The 12,315-nt window shown below is 41.1% G+C and carries 9 protein-coding genes; all 9 read left to right on the top strand.

Annotation, left to right across the window (positions count from 1 at the left end; translation table 11 throughout):
- Nucleotides 1–33 precede the first annotated feature (33 nt).
- On the top strand, nt 34–1,392 hold the full coding sequence (locus ACLFKQ_RS03185) for a hypothetical protein (protein WP_448998445.1): 1,359 nt from the start codon (nt 34–36) through the stop codon (nt 1,390–1,392).
- A 16-nt stretch (nt 1,393–1,408) separates the two neighbouring features.
- A complete protein-coding gene (locus ACLFKQ_RS03180) occupies nt 1,409–5,434 on the top strand; it encodes a beta-ketoacyl synthase N-terminal-like domain-containing protein (protein WP_448998444.1) in 4,026 nt (1,341 codons plus the stop codon).
- Between the two features lie 22 nt (nt 5,435–5,456).
- Complete coding sequence (locus ACLFKQ_RS03175) at nt 5,457–6,578, top strand: type III polyketide synthase (RefSeq protein WP_448998443.1); 1,122 nt, start codon at nt 5,457–5,459, stop codon at nt 6,576–6,578.
- A gap of 14 nt (nt 6,579–6,592) precedes the next feature.
- Nucleotides 6,593–7,189: an isoprenylcysteine carboxyl methyltransferase family protein gene (locus ACLFKQ_RS03170; protein ID WP_448998442.1), complete on the top strand. Its 597-nt coding sequence runs from the start codon at nt 6,593–6,595 to the stop codon at nt 7,187–7,189.
- Between the two features lie 32 nt (nt 7,190–7,221).
- Entirely contained in the window at nt 7,222–7,479 is a 258-nt protein-coding gene (locus tag ACLFKQ_RS03165; RefSeq protein ID WP_448998441.1) for an NAD(P)-binding protein, read from the top strand.
- A 263-nt stretch (nt 7,480–7,742) separates the two neighbouring features.
- Nucleotides 7,743–8,858: a sulfotransferase gene (locus ACLFKQ_RS03160; RefSeq protein ID WP_448998440.1), complete on the top strand. Its 1,116-nt coding sequence runs from the start codon at nt 7,743–7,745 to the stop codon at nt 8,856–8,858.
- A 15-nt stretch (nt 8,859–8,873) separates the two neighbouring features.
- Nucleotides 8,874–10,532, top strand: coding sequence for a bifunctional 3-(3-hydroxy-phenyl)propionate/3-hydroxycinnamic acid hydroxylase MhpA (gene mhpA / locus ACLFKQ_RS03155; RefSeq protein ID WP_448998439.1), 1,659 nt, complete (start codon nt 8,874–8,876; stop codon nt 10,530–10,532).
- 18 nt (nt 10,533–10,550) lie between these two features.
- Nucleotides 10,551–11,699, top strand: coding sequence for a sulfotransferase (locus ACLFKQ_RS03150; protein WP_448998438.1), 1,149 nt, complete (start codon nt 10,551–10,553; stop codon nt 11,697–11,699).
- A gap of 72 nt (nt 11,700–11,771) precedes the next feature.
- Nucleotides 11,772–12,278: an IS4/Tn5 family transposase DNA-binding protein gene (locus ACLFKQ_RS03145; RefSeq protein WP_448998437.1), complete on the top strand. Its 507-nt coding sequence runs from the start codon at nt 11,772–11,774 to the stop codon at nt 12,276–12,278.
- Nucleotides 12,279–12,315: the final 37 nt, after the last annotated feature.

Genomic DNA, 12,315 nt, shown 5'->3' with positions numbered 1-12,315 from the left:
TTACTTATCCGTAAATTTCAGTTTGGAATCAAAATGGTACAGAATCTCCCACTACTCGATATTGCTCGAACTTCTTCTCAACTAAAGAGATCGAAAAGTTCTGCTTTACAACTAATTGAAAGAACTTATCGCAGCAATAGCGACTCCGACTATACCGAAAAAATTCAAGAGTTAGACCGTAGTTTTAAATATAGTGATGCCAGCAACTATTATTGGAACGCTCCCGAACTGTCACTTCTATACGGTACTCCACTATACGAACAGGCTTCTGAAGCGCAAAAGATCGCCCTCAATCACCTGTATTGGTTTGTAATGTATAACTTCACTGCCACCAGTGAAACTCAAACAATTGTCTACAACAAGATTACGGGTGGGGTTTTTGCCAAAATTCGTGGTTATGAAACCATAGCTCGGATACTGGACTTAGAAAGCGAACAAGAACTTTCTCACATTCACGTCTTTCGCAAAATTTGCTATCAAATGCTTAAAGCCCTGTTGGGTAAAGAAGCTTTTAAAGAGCCACTTAAAGATAAACTGTATCAGTCCAGTTATCAAAGTTGGGCAGAAAAAGCATCCCAATATCAATACTATGCTTTGCGTTTTCTTGCCAATCGGATGCTCAAAGGAAAAGAGCAATACTATTCCGAACATTTAAAAGAATTAGAACAAAAAGATAATTTTCCTCCCGCCTTTAGTACGGGATTTATGGGAGAAGGATTAGCTCCTAGAGCCTTGCTACAATTTTTTAGCTTTAACTGGGGGCAATCGCCTTTTCTTGCCAGTCATTACTATACCCTGCGCTTTATGGCAAATCTGGGTCTAAAGCATACCGAACACAGTAACAGTAAATACTTTAAGAAGTTAAAAAAGCAAGGAAAACCCATTCCCGCACCGACGGCAATTGCCTATTACCATTTTTTGGATGAAGCTTTTCACACTACCACTTCTCGATTGATGGCGCGGGAGCTTTACAAAGATTTTCCCCAGCCAACTCCATATGAGAAATTTATCGCCAATCTAGCCTTTTATAGGCTGCAAAACCGCATTTGGAAGGGACTTTCGGCTGTAGTCCCCGACAGGCATCGTCCCGATGATTACCCGGTGATGAGTTTTATCTATAAGGTGTTGCAATCTCCCCTGTTTGGGATGTCATCTCAAGAGGCACTTTATTGGATGGAAAAGTCTTTGTGCCAAAGGCATCGAGGACTAGAGCAGAATGTCAAGTTTCATGAGAATCTCTGCCAAGAGTTTCGTCGCACCTTTGAGTCTATAGATTATCTGTGGTCGGTCAACCGTGACATGAAGGCGATGGCAGCAGGAGGCAAAATCGAACCGGCTATCGGAAGAAACAAAAAAACTTTTCAGCAATTTTCAAAGCTAGTTACTGCTTAAAACTCATTGGTAGAACATGGAAAGCATAGCAATTATTGGTCTTGGATGTCGTTTTCCCCAGGCAGAAACCCCAGAAGCATTTTGGCATCTTCTCAGTCATGGCATTGATGCGATCGCCGAAGTTCCAGCAGAGCGATGGAACATAGATGATTTATACGACCCTCACCCAGCTACTCCTGGCAAAATGAATAGCCGCTGGGGAGGATTTTTACAACAGGTCGATGGTTTCGATCCTTTATTTTTTAATATTTCGCCGCGAGAAGCCGAGCGCATGGATCCCCAGCAGAGACTCTTTTTAGAGGTTGCTTGGGAAGCACTAGAAAATGCTGGTTTGGCAGCAGACAAATTAGCTGGCAGCCAAACGGGGGTGTTTACGGCTATGGCTGTGGTTAACTACGATCAGTTTTTATACAAAAATGTCTCGGATCTGTCTCAGATTACTGCTTATGACGGTCTGGGTACGACTCTCAGTCTGACTTCTAGTCGTTTATCCTATCTATTAGATTTAAAAGGTCCTAGTTTGGCGGTGGAGACTGCCTGTTCTTCCTCTTTAGTAGCGGTTCACCTCGCTTGCCAAAGCTTGCGTACTAGGGAAACCAATCTCTGCATCGTTGGGGGAGTCAATTTAATCTTAGCTCCAGAGCTAAACATTGTTTTTTCTCAGGCACGCATGATGTCTCCCGATGGTCGCTGTAAGGCATTTGATGCTTCTGCTAACGGTTACGTTCGAGGAGAAGGCTGTGGTGCGATCGTTCTCAAGCGGCTTGAAGATGCTTTGAGGGATCGAGATAACATTCTGGCTCTCATTAAAGGTTCTGCCGTTAACCAAGATGGACTCAGCAATGGTATTACCGCTCCTAATGGGCCATCCCAACAGGCAGTCATTCGTCAAGCCATAAAAAATGCAGGGGTTCGTCCAGCAGAGATTAGCTATGTTGAAGCTCACGGTACTGGTACTCCCCTAGGAGACCCCATCGAGGTTAAATCCTTAAAAACTGTGTTGATGGAGGGACGCCAGCCAGACCAACCCTGTCGAATTGGTTCGGTCAAGACAAATATCGGTCATTTGGAATCTGCTGCTGGAATTGCTGGACTGATTAAAGTCGTTCTTTGTTTACAGCATCAAGAGATTCCGCCTAACTTGAATCTAAAGCAGTTACATCCCTATATTCGCCTTCAAAAAACTCCCCTATCGATTCCTACTAAAGGACAAAAATGGACGATCGCGCAGAAAACCCGCCTTGCTGGTATTAGTTCTTTCGGTTTCGGCGGCACTAATGCCCACGTCATTTTAGAACAAGCTCCGCCATCAGTAGAGCTGGCAGCTAAGGTAGAACGCCCACTCCATCTGCTCGCACTCTCAGCCAAAAACGAGACGGCATTAGCAGAACTCGCACGACTTTATAGCTACTTTATCGATGCTAACCGCGAAACCTCTCTAGCAGATATCTGTTTTAGTGCTAACATGGGACGCTCTCACTTCGATCGCCGCTTAGTAGCGATCGCCGATTCCACCCATGAGCTGCAAGCATCTCTCCAAGCTTTTGATAGGGGGAAAGATACGGAAATCATTGCGGGCTGTTTGAGTGTCGATACCCCACCCAAAGTCGCTTTTCTTTTTACTGGGCAAGGCTCGCAGTATGTGGGGATGGGGCGACAACTTTATCAAACTCAACCCACATTCCGCGCTGCCCTCGATCGCTGCGCTCAAATTCTCGAACCTTACTTAGACCTGCCCTTGCTCGCCCTTCTGTATCCAGAAACCCAGGAAAGAAGAGAAAAACCTTCATCCTTACTCAACCAAACCGCCTACACCCAACCCGCCCTATTTGCCTTAGAATACGCCCTGGCCCAACTCTGGCTCTCTTGGGGAATTAAACCAGCTTTAGTTATAGGTCACAGCGTCGGTGAATATGTGGCTGCGTGTTTAGCTGGGGTTTTTAGTTTAGAAGATGGATTAAGACTGATTGCCCAACGGGGACGTTTGATGCAGTCTTTGCCCCAAAACGGAGAAATGGTTTCTTTGTTGGCAACTCCAGAGCAGGTTATCCCAGCCATTCCCGATCCTGAAAAAGTGGCGCTCGCAGCTTTCAATGGTCCTCAAAGCGTCGTCATTTCTGGGGAGCGAGAAGCCGTTCGCATTGTTACTACTAAGCTTAAAGCTCAAGGAATCAAGTTCAAAACCTTAAAGGTTTCTCATGGGTTTCATTCACCCCTAATGGAGCCAATGCTGGCAGACTTTGAACAGGTTGCCAGACAAGTTACCTATTCCTCTCCCCAGATCGATTTAGTTTCTAATCTGACTGGCAAACTGGCTACGGCTGAGATAGCTACCCCCGAATATTGGTGCCAACACATACGACAGCCCGTAAAATTTTCCCAGGGAATGGAAACTTTAGCTCAACAGGATTGTGGAATATTTATCGAAATCGGACCAATGCCAATTTTATTGGGAATGGGTCGTCTTTGTCTGTCGAATACAGAAGCTGAAGATGGTGCTTTTCTTCCTAGTTTGCGTCCTCAAACACCCGACTGGCAGCAAATGTTAGCAAGTTTGGCGCAATTATATGTGCGAGGCGTATCGATAGATTGGCATGGCTTTGAGAGAGACTATCCTCAACGTCGTCGCGTAGTGCTGCCAACCTATCCCTTCCAGCGTCAGCGTTACTGGATTAAAAATTATGGACATCGAGAAAAATCAGTAAATTTTTCATCTTCAGAAAAGAATTGGACGCCGATTTTTTCTTTATTAAACCGAGGAGAAACCAAACGGCTAACAAGTCAATTAGAAATGACGGCAACCCTTTCACCCGATGAAGTTAAACTCCTCCCGAAGCTGCTAGAACTGTTGGTTAGTCAACACCGACAACAAGCATTATCTCAAATCAGTGAAAGCGATCGCTCTTTAGATTCTCCCGATACAGTTGCACGACAAGAATTAGAGCAACGCGATCGACTGTTATTGGCAAAACCAGAAGAACGACAGCAGCTCTTGAAGTCTTATTTGGCACAAATATTTGCCAAGGTGACGAAAATCAATCCCTCGGAGCTAAACTGGCAACAACGTCTTTCTAACTTGGGTCTCGATTCTTTAATGGCTACCGAGTTGAGAAGACGGATTGAAAAGCGGTTTAAAATTTCCGTTCCTGTAGAATTTCTTTCCGAACTCAATCTGGAACAGTTTTTAACACAATTACTCTGCTTAATTGAACGCGAGATCGATCGACCTCAACAAGGGGAAAATGGGGAGGTTAACTTGCCAAAAGAAAGCAAAATCTCCCAGTCTGAGGAGCAATTGTGGGTAAAATGTTTTCAGCCCAATCCTCATGCTCGCTTGCGCTTGTTTTGTTTTCCCTATGCTGGTGCAGGAGCTTCAATTTTTCAGACTTGGGCAAACGAACTCCCATCGGAAATCGAAGTTTGTTCTATACAGCTACCTGGACGAGAAAGCCGACTAGGAGAAGTTCCCCTCACCCGCCTCAAGCCTCTCATTCAGAACCTCTTACCCGCCCTCAAACCCGCTCTCGACATTCCTTTTGCCCTATTCGGTCATAGCCTGGGAGCATTGCTGAGTTTTGAACTGATCCGAGAATTGCGTCGGCAAAACTGTCCTCTTCCCACTCAATTCTTTGTCTCTGGGAGTAAAGCCCCCCAGTTGCCCGATCTCAACCCCCCTATTCATCACTTGAGCGACCCTCAATTTATCCAGGAAATCGAACATTTTCAGGGGATTCCAGACAAAGTTTTGCAAGTCACCAAGCTGATGCAGCAATTTTTGCCAGCCTTACGCGCCGATTTTGCCATTTTAGAAACCTATTTTTATGCCAATGAGTCTCCCTTTGACTGTCCGATTACTGCTTTTGGCGGTTTAGAAGATCGAAAGGTGAGCCAAGCAGAACTAAGTGCCTGGAATCAACAAACTACAGCTGACTTCACAATACAAATGTTTGCTGGCAACCATTTCTTTTTACACTCTGCCCGCCAGGAATTATTAAGAGCTATAGCTACCCAGCTAGAGCAAAAATTCCTAATTTTCAATTAAATAAACTTTTGGAGAAAATTTAATGGCTTCAATTGTAGCGACATCTACGGGATTTCCCGAATATTATTACCCCCAAGAAGTGCTAGCAACAGCATTAAAAAAGTATTTTCTAGCGATGGATCTAGAGTTCGATCTAGAAACTATCGATCGCTTTTTTACCAATGTCAAAATTAACGGACGCTATTTTACTTTTCCTCTCGATTCTTTCTACGATCCTCCCGGAGTGGCTCAAGTTGCTAATGAGGCAATTACCAAATGTCTCAATGTTATCGAAACAACCGTTTGTACCCTGCTAGAAAAGGCTAATTTCGCTCCTCAAGACGTCTCCCAACTTACTGCTACTACGTTAATTGCCGCTACCCCTGGTCTAGATGCTCGCTTGATTAACCGCATTCCTTTTGCTCCCGACATTAAAAGAATGGCGTTAACAGGTGTGGGCTGTATGGGTGGTGCTTTTGGTTTAGCTCGTATTGCAGATTATTTAAAAGGACATCCTACAGAATCCTCTGTTTTGTTTGCAATGGAACCTTCTTCGGGACTGTGGCAAGGTTCGTTACAAAGAGATTTAACCCAAATGATTAAGCTATTACCCGAACAGCCTGAGATATACAGCGACATAATCATGACAATTGTGACGGCTGCTTTATTTGGGGATGGTTCGGCAGCAGTTTTAATGGTAGGGGACGATCATCCTTTAGCTCGATCGGGTCAGCCTCGAATTGTTGATACTCGCTCGATTATTTTACCCAATACAATTCATTTGATGGGAATGGATTTGGCAGACACGGGGACGCGCAACATTCTCCGACCAGAGATAGCAGATTATGTTAAAGTTGCACTTCACAAAACAATCGATCCCCTCTTAGCGGAGCATCATCTCACCGCAGATCGAATTGCTTGCTGGATGGTTCACCCTGGAGGTCCCAAAATTATCCAGGCGATTCAAGAAGAATTTGGACTTGATGAAGAAGCTTTACAAGGAAGTTGGGATGCTTTAGCCGAAATTGGCAATATTTCCTCGCCAACGGTGCTGTACATCCTCGACCGCAACTTAGCAGCAGAACAACCCACTGCGGGGTCTTATGGCTTGCTGTTAGCGATGGGACCTGGTTTTTCTCAAGAAGCAATCTTATTGCAGTGGTAAGGAAGATCTAAATCATGTTGACCAAATATATCTTTACGGGAATTGTCTTAGCCGTTATCATGCAGAGACTCATAGAAGTTCGTTATAGCGATCGCAATAAAGTCAAAATTCTCCAACAAGGGGGACGAGAACATGGAGATAATTTACTGGGTGCGGTCAAACTACTGCAAGTAAGCTGGTGGATTTCTATGATTGCTGAGGTTTGGTACTTAGATCGACCTCTTATTCCAGTTTTAGCTGCTGTTGCCCTAACAGCTACTATAGCAGGACAAGTTTTACGCTATTTCTCGATGAAAGCTCTCCAGTGGCGGTGGACGCTACCGATTATGACCGTTCCTGAAATGCCTGTAGTAGAGTCGGGAGTTTATCGCTATCTGAGACATCCTAACTGGTTGGGAGTAATTTTGGAAATTGCTTTTTTGCCTTTAATTCACAGTGCTTATTTAACAGCGATCGCTTTTTCTTTAGCTAATGCTTGGTTGATAGGTAAAAGAATTAGAACTGAGGAACAAGCTTTAGCTGAAAACACCAATTATCAGACTGCTTTTGCCAAAAAACCACGTTTTTTTTCCGTTATTGGCTTCAGCAAACTAGCGGATATACCTCAGTAGTTTAAGTTGTAGATTTGGTTTAATACTCGATTATGAACAAAAAAAAAGTTGCTGCGATCGGTGTTGGTATTGCAGGATTGGTAACTATTAAGTTTTGTTTAGAAGAAGGAATGGAAGTTACCGCTTTTGAGAAATCCGATTATATCGGTGGAAATTGGAAGTTTAAAGAGCAAGGATTTAGCGTATTTCGTAATACCGAATTAAGCTCTTCTAAATACATGACTGGCTTTTCAGATTTTCCCATTCCCGACCATTATCCCCACTTTTTATGCTCGTCATTTCGATCTTAAGTGACATATCAATAAGAGACATATCAAATTTGGGATTTTAGTCGATTCTCTAATTAGTTAAAAAGCGTCACTTGGTTGTAGATTATGGAAAATTTGCCTGAAACCAGCGAATCTCCGATCTATGTTGCAATGGTTCATTTAATGCTCAAATGACTGAGTAAACAAAAATTACCATTGCCTGCTTAATATTTTATTTACAAACAGTTTCTCAAACCAGATTCAAAACAAGAAAAAATAAAAATTTAAATTTAAATAAAACGATTATGTGGCAAATTTACTATCGCATTCTGATTTCCGCCTGGAAAAATTTTGGATTAGGACTAATTTTTTGGCGTTGGTTATTTCTCCTACCCCTATATTTAGGGTTTACTCATTCAACTCTTTTTTTAGATAAAATATTTTTTCCAAAATATCAAAAAGTTAACATAAAAAATCCCATATTCATTATTGGAAATCCCCGTAGCGGTACGAGTTTTTTACACAACTTACTCACTCAAACAGAAGATTTTGTTTCTTTTAAAACTTGGGAAATCTTTTTTCCCGCACTCACCGCTAGAGTTTTGGTAAAACCTCTTATTAATTATTTGATTCGGCATAATTTAACCCAACTCATGCCAGAATCTAGCGGACATGCAGTTTATTTAGATCGAGTCGAACATGATGAATTTTTATTCGTTCATCAGCTCGACACCCAGTTTTTACTATTGCTATCACCGTTAGGTTTAGACGATCGCGAATACCCCGAATTGCGCTTATACGATCGCCAGCCAGGTTCGCGCCGTTATCGCTCGGTTAAGTTTTTTCAAGAATGTTTAAAACGTCAAATATTTTACATTCAAAAACAACAAGTTGTTGGTCATATTCATTATTCTACCTGTCGTGTTAAAACTCTATTAAAAACTTTTCCCGATGCCAAATTTATTTATTTACTCCGTTCTCCTCAAGAAACTATCCCATCTCATCTAACTCTTGATTATAACACTTTCAAAAATCACAATAGACTAGAAAATATCCCCGAACCTAAATTAAAACGATATTTTGAGCGCAGATATCGCTACGATCTTGAACTTTACCGCTATTTTTACGAATTACAGGAAACAGAAATTCGACAAAAAAATATCATGGTGTTGCCCTACGAACGACTCTGTTCGGACTTAGAACAAAGTTTTATTCAAATAGAGCAGTTTACAGGAATTAAACCAACCAAGCAATTGCGAAAAGCAGTGAAAAAGCAGGCTGAAAAGCAAAAAATCTATCAACGCCAACATAAAATTATCGATCTACAACAATTTGGATTAACTAGAGAGCAAATAGCTCAAGACTTTGACTTTATTTTTGAAAAGTATAACTTTGACCGACAGTTAACAGCGAACAATTAATTATCAAATAAATATATGAAAAATTTAGTTTTTGATGTGGCTATTGTAGGTTATGGACCAGTGGGGGTAATTGCAGCCAATTTCTTGGGAATGTATGGCATCAAAACTGTAGTTTTTGAAAAAGAGACTGACGTTTATCATTTACCTCGCGCCATTGGTTTTAACCACGAAATTATGCGTATTTTTCAACAGATTGGGTTAGAAAAACAGATCGAATCTGTGACAACTCCTGTAGATGGAGTTGAGTTTTTGAATAGACACCATGAAGTAATGTTTGAGATCGAATTAAACAAAACTTGCTCAACTCATGGTTTTTCTCCTAACTATGTTTTTTATCAACCAGACTTAGAAACTAAGTTGAGGGAAGGAGTCAAACGTTTTGACTGTGTAACCGTTCATCTGGGTCATGCTGTTGAAGAGATAGTTCAAGACCGAGATGGAGTTACTGTTGTTGTCAAAGATTCCATTCATGACCGCTCGTACCAAGTCTGGGCAAAATATGTTTTAGGTTGTGATGGTGCGCGCAGCATAACCCGTCAACTAGAAGGAATTAAATTACATGATTTTGGTTTTCATCAAAGACAACTGGTAGTGGATACCTTATTAACCGAAAAAGTTACCCTTCCAAGTCGCGTGCAACAGCTTTGCGACACCAGAAGACCAGGAGTTTTTGTTCACTCAACTAACAACCATCGTCGTTGGGAGTTTGTTCTCGACAAAAATGAAACCAAAGAAGACATGGAACGTCCCGAAAAAGTAAAAGAATTACTTGCTACCTACTGGCTCGATCCCAATAAGCTTAAGGTTATCCGCGCTATAGTTTATCATTTCCATTCCCTAATCGCACTTCAATGGCGTAGCGATCGCATTTTTATCGTTGGAGATGCAGCGCACCAAATGCCACCAATTTTGGGTCAAGGTATGTGTTCTGGTATCCGAGATGCTCAAAATCTTTGCTGGAAATTGAATCTCGTTTTACAAGGTCTAGCACCAGATCGGCTGCTAGATACTTATCAAACCGAACGTTTGCCTCACGTTCAAGAGATTGTCAAAGTAGCAACGCGAGCATTTAAAATCTTTAAAACTCGCAATCTTTTGGTAGCTTTGGTGCGAGATACGATGTTGCAGATTTTACGGCGTTTTAGCAATAACAGCAAGTTTCAAAATATTGGTTCGGATATGCCACCTCTGACGCGGGGGATTTTGGCTCGTGCTGAGGGAAAACCACAGTCTGTAGCAGGACAAATGTTTATTCAACCCCAAGTGCTTACAAATACAGGAGAACTGGTATTATTAGATCGGGTTTTAGGAACTGGTTTTGCGATTGTAGGACTTAATACCGATTGGCTAGATGCCATTACTCCCGAATCTCAGGCTTTTTTAACTAGTTTATCGATTAAGCTGATTTCGGTTGTTCCTGCTGAAATTTGCGATCGCTTATCTTCCCATCGGGTTGAAATTATTAGAGATACCAGCAATCAAATTACCGCTTGGTTGGCAAAGCAACAAGAAATCGTCATCATTCGTCCAGACCGTCATGTTTTTGGGATTTGCGATCGCCACAATCTTAACTCTACCATCGCCCAATTGCGGTCTTTCTTAAGCGAAGATCCCCCCCTAGCAAATGATACTCGACTGACTACTGATACCTATCAACTATCCACTAATTACTAATCAAAAACCCTGTGTAAGATGCTGCAAGTTTACTATCGTATTGTTATCTCGGCCTGGAAAACATTTAGATTTAAAGCGATTTTTTGGCGTTGGACGTTGTTTGTGCCAGCTTTTATTGCTTTTACTCACTTTACTCTATTTTTAGACCGCATATTTTTTCCTCAATATCGTAAAATTCAAGTCAAAAAACCCATATTCATTATCGGACATCCCCGCAGCGGTAATACTTTTCTCCATAAGTTACTGACACAAACTGATGAATTTGTTGCTTTTAAAACCTGGCATATTCTTTTTCCTTCACTAACAGCCCGTGTTTTAGTAAAGCCCTTCATTAATTACCTTATCAAAAAAAATAAATCGTCAATCGTACCAGACCAAGTTGGACATGCGGTTGCTTTAGATAAAACAGAAGAAGAAGAACTATTGTTTTTTCACAAACTCGATACCCAATTTGTTTGGGCGCGATCGCCTTTGGGTTTTGACGACCAAGAAAATCCCGAATTTCGCTTTCACGATCTTCAGCCATTGTCTCGTCGTCGCAACTCAATTAATTTTTTTAAAGGTTGTCTTCAACGGCACATATACTATACAGGCAAAAAGCAAGTCATTTTACAAACTTTACAATCTGTACATCGAATTAAAACTATTCTTGAAACTTTTCCCGATGCTAAATTTATTTATTTAATTCGCTCTCCCTATGAAACCATTCCGTCTCATCTTTCAGTTTTATGGTTTTTACTGGATTTACAATTAGGAGTAAAAAATATTCCCTCAGATAAACTCCAACGATATATAAACAGAAGATATCGTTACAACATCGATCTTTATCGATATTTTTACGATATCCAAAAAAATCGAGAAATTCCTGAAGATAAAGTCAAAATTATTCGCTATGATAGCTTGCGATCTAACTTAGAAAAAACTTTTACAGAAATAGTTGATTTTGCTGAATTAGAACCAAGTTCTCAATTAAGGCAAGTCGTTAAAGAAAAAGCCCAATCTCAAAAAAAATATCAACGCAAACATCAATTTATCAGATTGGAAGATTTATCTTTAAGCCAAGAACAAATTGCCAAAGATTTTGATTTTGTTTTTGAAGAGTATGGTTTTGATAAAAGTACAGGTTCTACCGAACTTAACAGGGTAAGCTCATCTAATTTATTATAAATTCTATGCTTTACTCATAAGTGCTGAAATGGTTACGAGAGCAGGTATTGTAGTCATAGCCGAGTCAGAGGAATGAAATCAATGCAATCTTGGGCTACTGAAGAACTGAAGTATGCTGCTCTACCAGATAAACGATTAAATCGAAGATTAATTAAAATTGTCGAAAATCTAGCCCAACAGCCTCATGCTAGTGTGCCACAAGCCAGTGGGGATTGTGCAAGCACAAAAGCTACTTATAATTTGTGGAAATCAAACAAGATTAAGTTTGAAGACATTATTGACCCCCATCAAAAACAAACAGTACAAAGAGCCTCAAAGGAAAAAATAATCTTGGCAATACAAGACACCAGCGATTTTAACTTTACCCATCATCAGGCAAAAACCTGGGAGAACGGATTTGGTAGGACTTGTTCTCAAAAATATGTTAGAGGGTTAAAAGTCCACTCTATCATGGCATCAACGACTCGAGGAGTGCCTTTGGGGATTTTAGACCAGCAAATATGGAGTAGAAAACCCGAAACTAAGAAGAAAAAGAATCAGACAGCAAAAGCAAGCATTTTGGGTAGTAATGCATTGTAATGGTAATCTAAAAGTCGAAACATTTTAGGAATTATAG

Source organism: Myxosarcina sp. GI1(2024) (assembly GCF_053543375.1).
This window is presented reverse-complemented; position numbering and strand designations above follow the sequence as displayed.

Bases quoted from the DNA above. Each gene is read 5' to 3' on its own strand.
- ACLFKQ_RS03185 (WP_448998445.1), top strand. From the start codon at position 34: ATGGTACAGAATCTCCCACTACTCGATATTGCTCGAACTTCTTCTCAA.
- ACLFKQ_RS03150 (WP_448998438.1), top strand. From the start codon at position 10,551: ATGCTGCAAGTTTACTATCGTATTGTTATCTCGGCCTGGAAAACATTT.
- mhpA (WP_448998439.1), top strand. From the start codon at position 8,874: ATGAAAAATTTAGTTTTTGATGTGGCTATTGTAGGTTATGGACCAGTG.
- ACLFKQ_RS03145 (WP_448998437.1), top strand. From the start codon at position 11,772: ATGAAATCAATGCAATCTTGGGCTACTGAAGAACTGAAGTATGCTGCT.
- ACLFKQ_RS03170 (WP_448998442.1), top strand. From the start codon at position 6,593: ATGTTGACCAAATATATCTTTACGGGAATTGTCTTAGCCGTTATCATG.
- ACLFKQ_RS03160 (WP_448998440.1), top strand. From the start codon at position 7,743: ATGTGGCAAATTTACTATCGCATTCTGATTTCCGCCTGGAAAAATTTT.
- ACLFKQ_RS03175 (WP_448998443.1), top strand. From the start codon at position 5,457: ATGGCTTCAATTGTAGCGACATCTACGGGATTTCCCGAATATTATTAC.
- ACLFKQ_RS03180 (WP_448998444.1), top strand. From the start codon at position 1,409: ATGGAAAGCATAGCAATTATTGGTCTTGGATGTCGTTTTCCCCAGGCA.
- ACLFKQ_RS03165 (WP_448998441.1), top strand. From the start codon at position 7,222: ATGAACAAAAAAAAAGTTGCTGCGATCGGTGTTGGTATTGCAGGATTG.